The sequence below is a fragment of the Nostoc commune NIES-4072 genome, assembly GCF_003113895.1.
Classification (GTDB): Bacteria; Cyanobacteriota; Cyanobacteriia; order Cyanobacteriales; family Nostocaceae; genus Nostoc; species Nostoc commune.
Genome location: NZ_BDUD01000001.1, coordinates 2915905 through 2932596, shown reverse-complemented (window position 1 = coordinate 2932596; position 16692 = coordinate 2915905). Strand labels below are relative to the sequence as shown.

At 43.6% G+C, this 16692-nt stretch carries 14 protein-coding genes and 2 pseudogenes; 10 read left to right on the top strand and 6 right to left on the bottom strand.

Annotation, left to right across the window (positions count from 1 at the left end):
- Positions 1-35: 35 nt before the first annotated feature.
- Both CDC33_RS13065 and CDC33_RS13060 read right to left on the bottom strand, forming a co-directional pair.
- Positions 36-305 carry a hypothetical protein gene (locus CDC33_RS13065; RefSeq protein WP_181373996.1) on the bottom strand — a complete coding sequence of 90 codons (270 nt, stop codon included), beginning with the start codon at positions 303-305 and terminating at the stop codon, positions 36-38.
- A 30-nt stretch (positions 306-335) separates the two neighbouring features.
- Positions 336-587 (bottom strand): hypothetical protein, encoded by a 252-nt coding sequence (locus CDC33_RS13060; RefSeq protein ID WP_109008828.1) that lies wholly within the window; start codon positions 585-587, stop codon positions 336-338.
- A gap of 278 nt (positions 588-865) precedes the next feature.
- Between CDC33_RS13060 and CDC33_RS41235 the strand changes: the two genes are divergently transcribed.
- A complete protein-coding gene (locus tag CDC33_RS41235) occupies positions 866-3895 on the top strand; it encodes a beta strand repeat-containing protein (RefSeq protein WP_109012561.1) in 3030 nt (1009 codons plus the stop codon).
- Positions 3896-4218: 323 nt separating this feature from the next.
- Here CDC33_RS41235 and CDC33_RS13050 read toward each other — a convergent pair.
- From CDC33_RS13050 to CDC33_RS13035, 3 genes and pseudogenes are all read right to left on the bottom strand, one after another.
- Positions 4219-4407, bottom strand: a pseudogene (locus tag CDC33_RS13050) (ShlB/FhaC/HecB family hemolysin secretion/activation protein); the annotation flags it as partial.
- A gap of 53 nt (positions 4408-4460) precedes the next feature.
- Positions 4461-6278 carry a vanadium-dependent haloperoxidase gene (locus CDC33_RS13045; RefSeq protein ID WP_109008827.1) on the bottom strand — a complete coding sequence of 606 codons (1818 nt, stop codon included), beginning with the start codon at positions 6276-6278 and terminating at the stop codon, positions 4461-4463.
- 1071 nt (positions 6279-7349) lie between these two features.
- Positions 7350-7688: a hypothetical protein gene (locus CDC33_RS13035; protein WP_109008826.1), complete on the bottom strand. Its 339-nt coding sequence runs from the start codon at positions 7686-7688 to the stop codon at positions 7350-7352.
- Between the two features lie 273 nt (positions 7689-7961).
- On the opposite strand from CDC33_RS13035, the gene CDC33_RS13030 reads away from it, so the two are divergent.
- From CDC33_RS13030 to CDC33_RS13010, 4 genes and pseudogenes are all read left to right on the top strand, one after another.
- A complete protein-coding gene (locus CDC33_RS13030) occupies positions 7962-8633 on the top strand; it encodes a glutathione S-transferase family protein (protein WP_109008825.1) in 672 nt (223 codons plus the stop codon).
- A gap of 257 nt (positions 8634-8890) precedes the next feature.
- A complete protein-coding gene (locus CDC33_RS13025; protein ID WP_109008824.1) occupies positions 8891-9757 on the top strand; it encodes a CmcJ/NvfI family oxidoreductase in 867 nt (288 codons plus the stop codon).
- 76 nt (positions 9758-9833) lie between these two features.
- Positions 9834-10184 (top strand): annotated as a pseudogene (locus tag CDC33_RS13020) (TauD/TfdA dioxygenase family protein); the annotation flags it as partial.
- Between the two features lie 831 nt (positions 10185-11015).
- The gene (locus CDC33_RS13010) at positions 11016-11654 is read left to right on the top strand and encodes a histidine phosphatase family protein (protein ID WP_109008823.1); all 639 of its coding nucleotides are present in this window, start codon (positions 11016-11018) and stop codon (positions 11652-11654) included.
- A gap of 433 nt (positions 11655-12087) precedes the next feature.
- Here the strand turns inward: CDC33_RS13010 and CDC33_RS38680 are convergent, their stop codons facing one another.
- On the bottom strand, positions 12088-12225 hold the full coding sequence (locus tag CDC33_RS38680) for a hypothetical protein (RefSeq protein ID WP_181373995.1): 138 nt from the start codon (positions 12223-12225) through the stop codon (positions 12088-12090).
- Positions 12226-12377: 152 nt separating this feature from the next.
- On the opposite strand from CDC33_RS38680, the gene CDC33_RS13005 reads away from it, so the two are divergent.
- From CDC33_RS13005 to CDC33_RS12985, 5 genes are all read left to right on the top strand, one after another.
- On the top strand, positions 12378-12545 hold the full coding sequence (locus CDC33_RS13005; RefSeq protein WP_109008822.1) for an NblA/ycf18 family protein: 168 nt from the start codon (positions 12378-12380) through the stop codon (positions 12543-12545).
- Positions 12546-13058: 513 nt separating this feature from the next.
- On the top strand, positions 13059-13613 hold the full coding sequence (gene cpeB, locus CDC33_RS13000) for a phycoerythrin subunit beta (RefSeq protein ID WP_109012560.1): 555 nt from the start codon (positions 13059-13061) through the stop codon (positions 13611-13613).
- A gap of 80 nt (positions 13614-13693) precedes the next feature.
- On the top strand, positions 13694-14188 hold the full coding sequence (gene cpeA, locus CDC33_RS12995; protein WP_109008821.1) for a C-phycoerythrin subunit alpha: 495 nt from the start codon (positions 13694-13696) through the stop codon (positions 14186-14188).
- Between the two features lie 287 nt (positions 14189-14475).
- Entirely contained in the window at positions 14476-15753 is a 1278-nt protein-coding gene (gene cpeY, locus CDC33_RS12990; protein WP_109008820.1) for a C-phycoerythrin alpha-cysteine-82 phycoerythrobilin lyase CpeY, read from the top strand.
- Positions 15754-15991: 238 nt separating this feature from the next.
- Complete coding sequence (locus CDC33_RS12985; protein WP_109008819.1) at positions 15992-16606, top strand: HEAT repeat domain-containing protein; 615 nt, start codon at positions 15992-15994, stop codon at positions 16604-16606.
- Positions 16607-16692: the final 86 nt, after the last annotated feature.

Here is a 16692-nt window from a genome sequence, read left to right as displayed (position 1 = left end):
GGCATCTAATAAAAGTTGATATCAAGTCCGGTTAATCACTTATAATTACCCGTCTGTGCAAAAATCGGAAAAGCCTCTTTCCGAAAATACCGAACACGCTGCCCATCTTCAAGCGATCGCCGTGACTCAGTAGACATACCCAGTTGCCAGAGATACTGTCCCAAAATCCACGTTGGGGATTCCGATAGCGGAATGATCAGATTGAGTATTCCCAAAACGTGAGATGCGTTGCGTTTTGAGAAGTCAGCCAGAACCTGAATCATCGCTTCGTCGCCTTTAATTTCAACCCCAGCCATCAGATCCATTAGCACAGCCCAGTCCGAGGTGATGACGCATCAACCACGCGGTAGAATAATTACTCTAGTCTGTGCAGATAGCCAAGCGATCGCAACATCAAAAAAGGAAGAGAGCCAATGCAAGCTTCTATACCAACATAAACCAGCAGAAGTAGCCCAGTTAGCACTACTGGATTTTGGAGCGATCGCCACCTCAATCCACAAAGGCTCTAAGGCGAATGGCACTAAGTTAAACTGTATAGTAAACAGCACAAGGGTTGCAGAGAGCAGGGATTTTTGGGCTTTCTGCATAGATTCACTTAATTATAATTAAACCAATGAACCGGACTCAATATTATATCAATAAATAGCAACGCCAACAGCAGCGTTTGGCAAAAATTTAGGTAGTTCGTCAAATTAACTTACTCTAAGGACTATCAAGCAATGCCTACGGCGGGATACGCCTACGCATCAGCGTAATCCGTTTGGAACACCAAACTCCAGAAAAAAACATTAAACTTCAAGTTTGGAACACCAAATTCCGAGTTTCAAACATCAAAATTTTAGTTTTCAAACAAAAGGACGAACTTATGGCAAATTCAGTTTTCAACTTATCTAACCTCAACGGCACATCGGGCTTTGCCATCAATGGCATCAATCCAGATGACCGTTCAGGCAACTCTATTAGCAATGCCGGAGACATCAACAGCGACGGCATTGACGACCTGATTATCGGGGCACCCTTTGCCGACCCCAACGGCGACAATTCAGGACAAACCTACGTGGTGTTTGGCAGCAAAAAAAGTTTTGATGCCCAATTTTACCTCTCCACCCTCAACGGCACATCAGGCTTTGCTATCAACGGCATCAATCCAGATGACCGTTCAGGCAATTCTATTAGCAGTGCCGGAGATATCAACGGCGACGGCATTGACGACCTGATTATCGGGGCAAATGGTGCCTCCCCCAACGGCATCACTTCAGGGCAAACCTATGTGGTGTTTGGCAGCAAGGAAAGTTTTGCTGCCCAATTCAACCTCTCCACCCTCAACGGCAATAATGGTTTCACCATCAACGGCATCAATCAATACGACTCCTTAGGCAACTCTGTTAGCAGTGCCGGAGACATTAACGGCGATGGCATTGACGACTTGATTATCGGCGCACCCTTTGCCTCCCCCAATGGCACCTCTTCAGGGCAAACCTACGTAGTGTTTGGCAGCAAAGAAAGTTTTGCTGCCCAATTCGACCTCTCCACCCTCAACGGCACTAACGGTTTCACCATCAACGGCATTAATGAAGATGACTTATTAGGCAACTCTGTTAGCAGTGCTGGAGACATTAACGGCGATGGCATTGACGACTTGATTATCGGCGCACCCTTTGCCGACCCCAACAGCTCTTCAGGGCAAAGCTACGTGGTATTTGGCAGCAGGGAAAGTTTTGATGCCCAACTCAACCTCTCCACCCTCAACGGCACAAATGGCTTTGCCATCAACGGCATCAATCCAGATGACCGTTCAGGCAACTCTGTTAGCAGTGCCGGAGACATCAACGGCGACGGCATTGATGACCTGATTATCGGGGCACCCTTTGCCGATGCCAACGGCGACAATTCAGGGCAAAGCTACGTGGTGTTTGGCAGCAGGGAAAGTTTTGCTGCCCAATTCAACCTCTCCACCCTCAACGGCACTAACGGCTTCGTCATCAACGGCTTCAATAAAGGTGACGGCTTCTTCAGCAGTTTTGTCAGCAGTGCCGGAGACATCAACGGCGACGGCATTGATGACCTGATTATCGCAGCACCCTTTGCCGACCCCAACGGCACCAATTCAGGGCAAAGCTACGTGGTGTTTGGCAGCAAGGAGGGTTTTGGTGCCCAACTCAACCTCTTCAACCTCAACGGCACAAATGGCTTTACCATCAACGGTATCAATTCAGATGACCGTTCAGGCTACTCTGTTGGCAGTGCTGGAGATATCAACGGCGACGGTATTGACGACCTGATTATTGGGACACCTTTTGCCGACCCCAACGACATCAGCTCAGGGCAAACCTATGTGGTGTTTGGCAACCGCGCTCCCGTTCTCGACCTCAACGGCAACTCAGAGGGTATTGATTTTAGCACTACCTTTAGCGGCACTCCCGTCTCCATCATCGATAGCACCTTCACCCTCGACGACAACGACACTACTCTAGCTGGTGCCACCATCACCATTACCAATCTCTTGAATGGCGCAACCGAAAGCCTAAATGCCACTGCCATCGGCAACATCACCTCTACCTACAACCCTACCACAGGCACTCTCACTCTTAGTGGCACGGATACCATTGCCAATTATCGACAAGTCCTCAGCAGCGTTACCTACAACAGTACAGCTACTAATGCTAACACTACAATTGAGTTTGTCGTCGATGACGGGCAAGATTTGAATAACACCAGTGCAGTGGCAACCACCACTTTAGGTTTTGTTCAGAAATTGATTACGGGCACAAGTAGTGCAGATATCCTCATCGGCACACCCAACAACAACATCATCGAGGGCAAAGCTGGTGACGACAAGCTCACTGGTAATGGTGGTCGAGACAAATTCATCTTCTCAACAGGTGATGGCATCGACACCATAACCGACTTTGGCGGCGTAGGTAGCGTAGGTATTGATTCAAATCCATCAACGGCGGTAATTCCTGAAGTTGACACTTTAAATCCATCAACGGCGGTAATTCCTGAAGTTGACACTTCAAATCCATCAACGGCGGTAATTGCTGAAGTTGATACCTTGGATTTTACTAGATTAGGATTGACTGCTAAAAATCTGCAATTAAATCAAAATGGCAACAATCTAGAACTCACTTTTGAAAATACAAGCAATACCCAAATCATTCTAGAAAACTTCCTGTTAGAAAACTTTAATAATTTACCAGCATCTGATACCAGCCCAGCTATTGGTAATATCCTGTTTGATAACCAGAGGGGTATCGTTGACAGTTTTGATGTCTTCGATGCCAACTCCACTCAAACTGACTTATTTAAGCCAAACACCGTTACATTCCTGAATGACCTTAACAATAACATTACGGGTTTTAAGGACTCCGGTGATGTGATTAATGGTCAGGGAGGTGATGACATCATCAACGGCAATAGTGGCAATGATTTACTGCGGGGTGGAACTGGTAATGATACCCTCATCGGTGGTGCTGGCAATGATACTCTGGTTGGCGGTGCTGGCAATGACGTACTCACAGGTGGTGAGGGTGCTGACACATTCCTTTACAACAGCAGTACTGCTTTTAACAGCACTGATGTTGGTCTAGATAGTATTAATGGATTCTACGGTGTATTTTTTGCAGCCACTACACAAAGTGACAAGATTGTACTGAATAAGTCTACCTTTAATACAATTACTTCTGTTCCGGGAATAGGTTTTAGTAACGAGAGTGATTTTGAAATCACTTCTTCTGCGGAGACTAGCACGGCGAAAATTGTCTACGATCCTGTGAGTGGACAGTTGTTCTACAACGAAAATGGCAGCACGGCTGGTTTCGGTAGCGGTGGTCTATTTGTGACTCTAACTGGTGCGCCAATTCTCAAGACATCTGATTTTATTATCCAAGCGTAGGTCGCTTGGAACTCAAAGTTTGTTGTTCCAAGCACTAAACTTCGAGTTCCAAACAACAAACCCCGAGAAAAAAACATCAAACTCCAAGCTTGGAACACCAAAGTTTAATACCATTTCACACAAACCCTGATAGTCAGTAGGAAGTATAATCTTTGATAATGGCTTAGTTTGTTCTGATAAGTTACTAAACTAAACCACATCCAATACTTGTCGGGTTTTGGGGAAAAGGGGAAAGGGAAAGGGGAAAGAAAAAACCTTTAACCTAAACCCAGTAACCTTTTCCCGAAACCCAATTCCGAGTTAAAAATCCTTAACCGAGCAGTATTGAATTGCGATCGCGCTGCCAAGACACTGTTAGCATTACGTTGTAACCAATCTTGGGAAAAACGAATTGCTGTAACTCTTGATCTTCCATCTTCAGTACCTTTAGTAAAGGAGAAGGGGATATCATTGAGAATGAAAGTTTGACTGCGCCGGAAATCGAATGCTAACGAAAGAGCAAATTCGTTATCGCTGCTAGGGCGATCGCATACGCTACATTCTCTATATAACACTAAAAATCGGTTTAAACTGTGACTCTTGTACCGTCAAATTTGGTGAATGTGAAGCCATTGAATCTTTCGTTGTAACCCAGTCTCTCATCCCTAAGCAGGCTAATAGCAACCTCTTCTCCCAAAGCCAAAGCAGCTGAACCATCTGAACGCCAATGGATACCGCCGTGACCGCGACCAATAGCATAGTTAGTTGCTAGTTTATTCAACTCTCCACCCACAGTTAATGGTGGGCCACTGTAAGAAATTACTTTTGTGGGGTCATTGGGATCAGGCACTACTGGTGAGGGGATAACAAAGTTTTCATCAAAAAACGCTTTCAACAGTGTGACATTGACGCCAGCAGTGGCAGCCGCACCTCCGGTATAAGAGGAATGAGTTGGCGCTCCTTCTGGATATGCTTGGGGCAATAGATAAGTGCCGAAGGTGCTAAAGGTCTGAGCCAAAGCTTGGGAATTAAAAACCTCCGAATTAATCGGATACTTAGTTTTATTAACAATGTTGTTGTAGACTAGACCACCAAACGCTTCTGGGCGTAGAATGCGGTGCACATAATACTTCTGCCAGTATGATGCTCTAATCGCACGCGAGCTACCCAAATTAAGCAAGGCTTGTAAATGTCCCACTGCAAAGGTTGCAGCTGAACCACTTTGAGTTTTCGATCTGACGTAGGGATTACCCGGATTCAAAGGTGTACCATTGCTATTAAGAATCAAGGAGGCTCCCAGGTATGTAGGGCCGCCAATATGGGCATACTCACCTAAATCCCGAACTGTGGTTATGTAACGGTTTTTGGGGTCGTATTTTATGGATTTCCCGGAACTACCTCCATTCTGAACAGTCAACCATTCTTGGAAATTGAGGAGAAAGTCATTACCAGGAAGAGCAGTACGAATCAATGGCGAAACAGACTGAGTTCCCCAAGGAATAGTTAGCAACAAAAATTGTGAGAGATAGGGCCCATCTAGTACCCCTGGTGGAATAACATATCTTGTACTTGAACCTGAACCAACGTAGTTGACACTACCACGAAACAAAGTTTGAGGAGTGACACGGCCATTTTGTTTTGGCCCTCGAAACGCCGAAAGCTTGTTGAGGTCTTCGACGGCTGCTAAGACTTTTGGGTTGTCAGTATTGTTTTGGAACTTGGAAAGAGGTACATCTCGAAGTAAAGCTTGCCAGTAAAGTTCAACTGCTTCAGCAGCCCGTTCTGCGCTAGCTAAAGCTGGTGGTGGTGGCACAGCTATCTGCGCTGCATTGATTCCTTCTAGGCTAATTGCCAGAGGCCCTTGAGGATTAACCAGCTTTCTGTCGCCACCTAAGATGATATTTTCAAAATCATTCGGGTCTTGCGTTGTCAGTGCTTTGGTCAAAGAGTTGTAAGCTTCTAGCTTGACTTCGCCTAGATTATTATGTGGGAGTCCTCTACTGTCAGAGCCAATTTTGTTGGGATAACGCTCCTCATCGCCATTAGTCGGATGCGGCGGAATCGGAATATTTCGTTCACGTGTCGCTGCTTCAAGACGTACTCGATAGGCTTTATCAACAAACCTCCTGTAGTCGAAGGGTCGATTATTATTATAATAATACCGCCTGTTGATAGCTTGGGCTTGTACAACATCTCCTCCGTTCTTTGAGGAGAAAGTTGAACCTAAAACTCCTGTAACAACGCTAGCGGCACTAAACAAACCAGCGCGACCAAGAAATGAGCGTCTGCTGGCGTGAGTACCAAAAAAACGTTTGTTAGCTACACGGGGTTGTTTCAGTTTATCTTCGCTATTAGCCTGAGTATCTTGCTCGGAACCTTCATGAGAATTAGGATCTACTTGCATGAGATGTTCTCCACTGATCAAAAATAAGACAAAAGTTTAGTCATGAGTGAATACATGAGCATTGCAAAGCTAGAACAACTAGCCACGCACAAAATACGCGCCTCCGGAAAAACAAGTTAATATCGCCGGATTTAGGATGAAATCTGGGATTACTCTACTGGAAGGTAACTTGCATAGAAGTTGATTTTCCTGAAAGTCATGTAAGTATTCAGTCCTGGTATGATGCTTCCATCACACGGCTGTTATAACTTTGTGGTTGTAATCAGTCTGATAGGATGTTGCCGGGGTTAAACCACAGCTATAACTACCACCTAATTCAGGTCAATCCATAAAGTACTGTAAATCTATCGAATTAATGTATTTTATAGATATTAAATCAGACTTTCTCACAATCGGTGATGAAAATCAAGAGGTTTTTACAATAAACTTAGCAAGACCGTCAAAGCCTTAAAGGAAAAGGCGCACAGTGTCTTGTTCCTTGCACAAGACTGTGGATCAAGCGCGACACGCTGGGTTTTGATGAAGTATCAAAGGCGGTTGTGGTTGAAAGGTTGAGTTGAGAGAATTAGGCATAGGCGTAGCCCGTCGTAGACATCGCTTCCAAATAAACATCCTATAAAAGCGGACTTAGCCTTTATTTGACTGTGTAATTAAGCCCAACTCTGCGTAAATTGGATCGAATTAGTTAGTTGATAAACTAGCCATACCAAAGCAATTTGAGTCATCCAAGATCCGAAAAAAGATAAACTTTCTCCGATAACAAAACAGGAGAAATTGACAGATTTAAGCGCAGCAGGAAGTTTAAAATAAACAAACTTTGGTTTATGATTTTGGAAGTTTTCTCTATTACTTGGTATCATGAGCTTTTCCCTATTTAAAGTTTTCATCCTTCGTTCGTTGTTAAGACTTACGGATAAGAGATCCCCCAACCTCTAAAAAAGGGGCTTTTGAGTTTCCCCTTTTTTTTAGGGGAGATAGATGTTTCAAGTTGTTAGTGCGTAAGTCCTGGTTGTGTTCGCGTTGGGTGTGCTTTGCGTTCACTCTGTTCATAGTGCTTCTTCCTTTAACCCATTACGCTTTGACAGGTACTCCTAGCACCTGCGTCAAACGTTGCTCTAGTTGTTCGGCAAAAACTCGCCCTCGGTAAAATGTTGCTGTTGTAAAGCCGTATGCTCCAAAATGTACTCTGGCTCTAGCTAATTTTTCTACTTCTTTAACAGCTTCTTCATTAATGTCATCCATTGATTCATAGCTCTCAGATGCGTGTGAGCGTTGAGCAATCACGCGATGGCTATGAATACTGACTTGACTGGAAAAAGCAGAGTGAAAGTCAGGCTCAAACGTGGTGTTACCTGCGGGTACTAGCAAGCCAAGACGGATCTGCCTATTAAAGTCAGCTTTCGAGTACATATAATACCTCTTTTTGACAAGCCTGATTATGTCTAAATATTTATTTAGTTACACTAATAATTAGGTATACATATTTTCAGGAAGACTGTATAATATAAAAACTACGTTAAATCGACCGATAAACTGTAATATATCATCTAACTGACATAGATACCTGCCACTCAATTATTGAACTGCACTAATTAACACGTCTGGCTTTTGTCTTATTGCTTTAGTTGGAGTTGTGCAATCTCAAATAGTCTGCATCCACGATGATTATAAGGAAAAGATTTCATGAGCAACATACAACTGTACTTCGCCAAAGCCTCTACTTTCTCTCAACGGACTCGTGTAGTCTTACTGGAAAAGGGCATTGACTTCACCGCGATAGAAATTGACTTACAGAACAAACCAGATGGGTACACTCAGATTTCCCACTATGGCAAAGTCCCAGCTATCAAACATGGGGATGTTGTAATTTACGAGTCCGCCATCATCAATGAATATCTAGATGAAGTCTTCCCGGAACCACCTCTATTACCCCGTGATCCCGCAGCTAAAGCGATCGCTCGCATCTGGATAGACTACGCTAATACTCGGTTTGTACCTGCATTTAACAAATTTCTGCGCGGTAAAGATAGCCAAGAACAAGAACAAGGACGAAGAGAGTTCACAGAAGCACTTCTATATATTGAACAAGAAGGATTAGGCAAAGGTGATTATTTGTTAGGAGATCAGTTTAGCCTAGTTGATATCAGCTTCTATCCTTGGTTTGAACGTTTACCACTCTTAGAACACTTCCGCAAATTCACACTACCAGCAGAAACACCTCGTTTGCAGACATGGTGGAATCTAGTAGGCGATCGCTCCTCAATTCAAGCAGTAGCAAACCCTGTGGACTTCTATTTGCAAAGATTCGCCAAAGTTGTCGGAGAACCTGTTCCCGTTGGTGCAGTTCAAAAATAGGACGTATGGATGAATGGCACGCTTGATAAGCGTAAACCCATGATATTACTGGCTTTTGGGTATAGGGTGTAGGGTGCAGGGTGTAGGGAAAGAAGAAGATGTTGTTCTATTTGATGCACTAAAATTCAATTTTATTAAACACTACACCCAACACCCTACCCCCAACAAGATAGCCCTGACTAGGTTTCATCTTTTCTTAGTGCCATTCGGACGTATGGATTCATAGAAATTAACTAAAATCCAAAATGAGATAACCTATGAGCTTAAATAACCAAGTTCTAGACAAACCGATTTCCGCAGAACTGCCATACGTAGAGGCTAACCTCAGTTACCTGGTTCCAATGGCGGAAAAACCTGTTAACTATACTTACGAACCACCGCCAGGGATTCCTCGCACCAATGCAACTTATCAAACGCACAAACTGCCAATTTACAATGCTCGTTCTATCTCAGAGAACATCTCGTTAGATCGAGAAGGTTTCGCCTTTACTGGACATAATACTAATGTCCGCAACTTTTACGATGAAGACGAAGTACGCCGCGTCTACTATCCAGAAGCCGAGCAATTGTTAAAAAAAGTAACAGGTGCAACGAAAGTAATAATATTTGATCACACCTTGCGTAATGCCAGTCAGTCAAAGCCCGGTGAGAATAATATTAAAGAACCTGCCTTGCGCGTACACAACGACTTCACCGCCAAATCCGGCTATACTCGCGCCCGTTTGGAACTAGCAGCGCGAGGCATAGATGATATTGATACGCTACTTAAACAACGATTTGCCATCATCAATGTTTGGCGAGCGATCGCAACACCAATTCAAGAGTCACCCTTAGCAGTGTGTGACGCGCAAAGTATCCCACCCACAGACCTTGTGGCTGGTGATTTAGTGTACCGCGATCGCGTCGGTGAAACATACGGAATCACATATAATTCCAAACATAAATGGTTTTACTTTCCGCAAATGCACAGAGAAGAAGCACTATTTATTAAATGCTTCGACTCCGCAGAAGATGGATATGCCCGTTTTGCCGCCCATACAGCCTTTGAAGACCCCACCAGCCCAGCCAACGCTCCCCCACGAGAAAGCATCGAACTACGAACATTCGTCTTTTACCCTGCATAGATCGCAAAACTTCTCTTATACTCCTACTCTCTGCGTGAAACAAATTAATTAATCCTTGGAGACACAAATATTATAGCATCGGGCTGTTTTCACTTCAACTGTATACGAAACCCTCCATCCAGTTGTCCGCGTCCATCCTGAATCTGGTGAGCGTGGTTTATTTATTGGTGGGTTCGTGCGCCGCCTGCGCGGTTTTTCACAGAATGAATCCGATGAAATCGTGAAATTGTTGCAAGCTTACATCACACGTCCTGAAAACACAGTCCGGTGGCGTTGGAAAGTAGGCGATGTGGCTTTCTGGGATAATCGCGCTACTCAACATTATGCGATCGCAGACTACGGTAATCAACCTCGCCACGTTCAACGAGTTACACTTGTGGGTGATATTCCTGTTGGTATTGATGGTAAGCAGATTCAGGAGTGCTGAGTGCTGAGTAACCCCATAGATAAATCTAGGGGATTGAAGTAAGGACGCATTATTTCTCGTGCTACGCATCTCGAAATAAATCTTTTTTTGTTTTTCCATACCGCATGCTGGGGCTTCAAACCTTTTGTGCTGAGTGCGCTTATTACTTTTTTTACTCAGCACTCGTTACTCAGCACTCAGCACTGTTTCGGTGAGGCTATTAAGGGAGATTCTTCTGCATATAACCGACGTGAACCCGCTTTAGTTTAGAACAGATCAATACCTTTTTTATCTTTGTGTGGGCAGTCCGTACCCTCTGGGTTCGCTGAAAGCGTTCTCGTAAGAGTAGCCGCTATGCAATACTTGTAGGGTTTTGGGGAAAAGGGGAAAGAAAAAACCTTTACCCTTTAACCTTTACCCCAAACCCAATGCCGAGTTAAAAATGCTTTACCCGAGCAGTATTGGCAATACTATTTATTTTTTTGCCTTTTCAATAATATACAACTTACCTACAGACTTGCCGTAGTTTAAAATAATTATAGATTTAACTAAACAGAAATTTTAATTAGTTTCATATAAAGGTGCGATCGCTTCACCCAATAACTTTGTACCTTTAACAGCACGACTGATAAATATAGCGGCTTGAGGCGCAGCACCATGCACAGTATGTAGGCGCGTTAGCTTATTGATTTACAACCAACATCAGAACTATTTACTGCGTTACTGCATTAAAGTTTGTGGTTGATTGACTTTTTTGGTTGATTACTTTGTCCTAGTGTCACAGACTCGATTGTGAGATTGATGCTATGTTATTTTTGCACAAACTCCTTTATCTCAATCGCCATACAAGCTATGACACTCAATTTATATTTACTGCGACATGGAGAAACTACTTTTAGTCAAAGTGGTAATTTCTGCGGTGAAACAGATGCGGAGTTGACTTCTGAAGGTATGCAGATGGCATCCAGTTTTGCCGATGTGTATCAAAAATTGAAGTGGGAGGCTGTTTATGTTAGCCCTATGAAGCGCACAATTGCAACTGCCAAGCCATTTTGTGATGCTATTGGTATGGATATGCAGTTGCGTGACGGACTTAGAGAAGGTAGTTACGGCGAATGGGAAACTAAGAGTAAATCGTTTGCCCAAGAGAATTACGCAGAAAACTATATAAAATGGTTGACAGAACCCGCTTGGAATGCACCACTAGGTGGAGAAACTGCGGTAGATATTGCTAACCGTTCTATGCCTGTAATTGCTGAAATTCAAGAAAAATATCCCCAAGGAAATGTTTTAGTAGTTTCCCATAAAGCTACGATTCGGATTATGCTTTGCAGTTTACTGGGGATTGATTTGGGACGCTATCGCTATCGGGTGAATATTTTGGTTGCGTCGGTAAGTATGGTTAAATTTGACGTTAATGGCCCTTTGTTAGAAATATTAGGCGATCGCCATCATATACCCGATCATATTCGCTCTCGTTCGGGAACATAAAGTTTTTTAAACAAAAATCGAAGACGAGCGATCGCGTGGGTTGAGGGGGTAAATCAGCAATCGTACAGAAAGTTATGCCTAGAGTATCGCTATCGGGGAGTAATGAAGCGCCATCAAATTTTTTTGCGTATTCAAATATTTGAATACGCAAAAACTTAAGTATTAGTCTAATTTGGCACCTGGATGACCATTCTCAACAACATATGATTATGCTGCTAGTTTTGATCTAGTTTGAACGAAAAATCTTCGTTTCAGGCACAAGAAATTTTCGATTCATACTATTTTCCTGGATTGGCAAGGTGACGCCTATATTGACCGCTTGACGAATAAAAGCATAGCGCCTTTTAGCAACAGATCAAAAGCTGTTGCACGTTACTTTGGCAAAAACAGCAGGCACTTGCCGATGTGGTCAATAATTTGACACTCAACATCTCTACCCATACTTACCACCAATTGGTAGAGGACTTAAAGCTCTGACAAAGTGTAGCTTTGTTACAAGAACCTGGAAATAGGGAGAAACAGGACAAGTGCGATGATCGCCCGCAGGCGACAGCATTTGTGTGTACACCATAGGTTACCTGCTCCAAAGGCGTTTGTTAACCAACCCCAATGAGTAGCACACTGTCTAAGACTGTCCACTTGTCAAGTATATGTAACTTTTGTTAATCTTAAGTCAAGGGAATATATAAAGCTAATGTTGCAAAACACTGGAGATTAAAAACTATGGATATCCCTATGGAGCTTAACTTAGAGCAAAAATTCAACCTCAAACTTTACGAAGAGCAAATTAAGGGGTTAAACCAGGAAGAATCTAACAAATTGCTTTTAGAGGTACTGCGGCAGTTAATGGTCAAAGACAATATGATTAAGCATCTTCTCAAGCAGACTTAGGTAATTGGGGATGTTTGTTAATTTTCTAGAGTCCAAGTAGAAACAAAAGGATGTGGCAAGCCTTCTCTAGATAAAACTGCAAGCCGACTCTATCCTCTGGCATATATTCAATCTCAACAAAACTGGCGTTAATGTCGTTCTTGGCTAAGGAGGTTCATCTCCACAACGTTCATTAGCAAAAGCTGGTCGGATTTACTCAGCACGATCGCACTATTTTTTAGAACCAAGCAGAAAAATGGGCATGAGGCATTTGTCAATGTTATTTCTCTTCTGCTTCCTCATCTTCTTCATCCCCTTAATCCCAATCCCCGTTACCCCTTCGCCCTTAATCCTGAAAGCGTACCCCTACTTCCCCAGTCAGACCAATGCTGACTGGGGATTGTTTGTTAAGGATTATTACTTAGTTTCTCATAACTGAGACTAAGATAGGTGTCATCTTTTATGTTCTATATTGTCTTGTTCAGGGAACAGGCAATCAAGTTTCAGAGAAAACCAATTTTTAAGGAGAGCGAAATGCTTGACGCTTTTTCTAGAGCTGTAGTTTCAGCAGATGCCAGCACTTCTAGCGTATCTGATATTGCTGCCCTCAGAGCCTTCGTTGCTAATGGTAACAGACGTTTGGATGCTGTAAATGCGATCGCTAGCAACGCTAGCTGCATCGTCTCTGACTCTGTTGCTGGAATGATCTGCGAAAACCAAGGTTTGATCCAAGCTGGTGGTAACTGCTATCCTAACCGTCGCATGGCTGCTTGTCTGCGTGATGCAGAAATCATCTTACGCTATGTAACCTACGCTTTATTAGCTGGTGACGCTTCAGTTCTAGATGATCGTTGTTTGAATGGTTTGAAAGAAACTTATGCAGCTCTTGGTGTACCCACCACCTCTACAGTACGTGCCGTTCAAATCATGAAGGCGTGTGCAGCTGCTCACATTCAAGACACCCCCAGTGAGGCTCGTGCTGGTGCCAAATTGCGTAAGATGGGTTCTCCTGTCGTAGAAGATCGCTGCGCTAGCTTGGTTGCTGAATCTTCCAGCTACTTTGATCGCGTAATTTCTGCTCTGAGCTAAGGAATTTGCGAATCGCAATTCACTCAACAGATTGACATCCAACACAGTTTAAATAAAAAGTCTTTTGGGAGATTTAAGAAATGAAATCAGTTGTTACCACCGTTATCGCATCAGCAGATGCCGCAGGTCGTTTCCCCAGCACCTCTGATTTAGAATCAGTACAAGGTTCTATCCAACGTGCTGCTGCTCGTTTGGAAGCTGCTGAAAAGCTAGCTAACAACCTTGATGCAGTCGCAACCGAAGCTTACAACGCTGCTATCAAAAAATATTCTTACTTGAACAACGCTGGTGAAGCTAATTCCACCGATACATTCAAGTCGAAGTGTGCTCGTGACATCAAGCACTACCTCCGCCTTATTCAATACAGCTTGGTAGTTGGTGGTACTGGCCCATTGGATGAGTGGGGTATTGCTGGACAACGTGAAGTTTATCGCGCTTTGGGCTTGCCCACTGCTCCTTACGTTGAAGCTTTAAGCTTTGCTCGTAACCGTGGTTGTGCGCCTCGTGATATGTCTGCTCAAGCATTGACTGAGTACAATGCTTTACTAGACTACGCTATTAACTCTCTCTCCTAGTTAGTTGCCAAACTTGTCATTTGGTGATAAGAGTACATTGTGACTCTACAAGCCTGGAGGTTCTTGGCTCTTTGCTTTGCCTATTAAGGTTGAGTAATGGCAAAGAATCTTCAGGTTTATTTTGTCTTAATAAGATTCGGCAAGTTGATATAGCAATCCGATTTGATTTCTGAATCAGTCCTAAAGGTAAGGGATTGGGAACTGGGGACTGGGGACTGGGAAGAAGGAATAAAGGTGTACTGAGTTTTGTTCAAAAATCAAATATGAGTCCTATATATCTATAATATATGGATAAACGCTTTTTTAATTTTTTTAATCTCACAGAAGACCAGGCGATCGCTCTTTTGGATACGCCTCAAGACCAATTGAGTGAGGATGATTCACGTTATATTGCCGCTTCTCATTTAATTAATTTTCCCACAGAGCGATCAATTAAAGCGCTGATGCGGGCGGTGCAGCAAACTGACCCCTTGCTGGATAATCGCATCGTCCGCCGTAAATCGGTAGAGACTTTGGGGCGACTGCAAGCTGAGTCAGCCTTACCAGTGATCCGCACCTGTCTTTTTGATGAAGACTGTTACACTGTGGAAAATGCTGTTTGGGCGATCGGTGAAATTGGTACTCAAGACCCCAACATATTAGAAGATATTGCTCAATTGCTGGATAAGCCAGGGCAAACCTATCGAGTAATTATTCATACATTAACAAAGTTTAATTATCAACCTGCCCTAGAACGAATTCGCAAATTTGTAGATGATACCGATCCACCGACAGCTAGTGCGGCAATGGCCGCAGTTTGCCGTTTAACTGGCGACTATTCCCAGATGGGAAAAGTAGTGGCAATGTTACAACACCCAAATGTGTTAGGACGGCGGTTGTCTATCCAAGATTTAATGGATGCCCGTTACTATGATGCAATACCTTATATTGCCCGATGTCCAGTATCTTTGGTGTTTCGGCTGCGAGGAATTCGGACTTTGGCAGAAGCCGGAATCACTGCCAGAGCAATTACTTTTGCCACGATTCAACCTTATTTAGAGCAGACGTTATACGACCATCCAAATGATCTGAGTTTGGTGCATAGTTACCCAAGCCCGCCTACCTTACCAGTTCTGATTCGGGGGTTGTATGAAACAGACTTTGGGCGCTGTTATTTGGCAGCTAAAACCATTCTTGACCATCACGCTGATGCTGCTCCTGAGGCTTTGTTTGCCACTTACGCCGAAGAAGCAAATAATGATTATGGTGCTCACTTCCATGTGATAAAGCTGTTCGGTTGGTTGAAACATGCCCCAGCTTATGATTTACTAGTTGAAGGTTTGCATAATAAACAACCACAGTTTCAAAAATCACGGGCAGCAGCAGCGATCGCTCTTGGTGAACTCGGCGATCCACGGGCAATTCCCGAACTGAAACCCTGTCTAGAAACCAAAATTTGGGATCTGAAGTATGCGGCATTGATGGCGCTAGAAAAACTTGGTGATACCAGTGGTTATGAACAAGTCATCAATGATGATGATTGGCTGGTTCGTGAAAAAGCCAAGTCAGCCCCTGCGGGGAATTAAAAATTAAAAATTAAAAATTAAAAATTAAAAATTAATCACACCAATGATAAATCTAGAGGGTTGAAGAAGAGGCAAGGGAGCAGGGAGCAGGGAGTAAGGGGGAAAGTTATACAATTCGCAATTCGCAATTACGTGTTGTAATGGGGATTTAAACCCCTACATTTTGTTCAAATGGGGATTTGGCCGATTCGTGTTTAAGAACCACTGCACATTTTTGATAATTTATTAAAATCTTGTTATGTCCACAGAAGAACTATTCCAACAACTAAAACACCCCAACCCCCATCTACGTGACCAAGCAATGTGGGAATTGGCTGATAATCCTGATGAGACAACTATTCCCCGGTTGATGAGTATTCTTGATGAAGAGGATACCACCTATCGACGAGCTGCCGTCAAAGCTCTAGGTGCGATCGGCCCTGATGCAGTGACTCCTTTAGTTGAAGCCTTGCTCAATAGTGATAATGTCACCGTCCGGGGAAGTGCCGCCAAAGCACTGGCACAAGTCGCCATTAATCATCCAGATGTTCCCTTTGCAGCTGAAGGTGTGCAGGCTTTAACGACTGCTCTTAATGACCCCAATCCTGTAGTGAATATTGCAGCTGTCATGGCTCTAGGTGAAATTGGTTCTCCCGTGGTGGATGTTTTAATTGAAGCATTGCAAACCACAGACAACCCAGCACTGGCAATCTCTCTCGTGAATGCTCTTGGCTCAATTGGCGATCGCCGAGGTGTGGAAGTGCTACAATCACTCATTCAAGATGAATCCACTGACTCCTATGTACGTGAGTCTGCCACTAGTGCATTATCTCGCTTAGAGATGACGGTGAAGTTTCAGCGAGGAGAAAAATAATACCCACAGGACGAAAAATAGCTTGGTAGAGGGAATTTCTGCATCTGCTTGTAACTCGCTTTCAAGCTATCGATTGAAAATGAGAT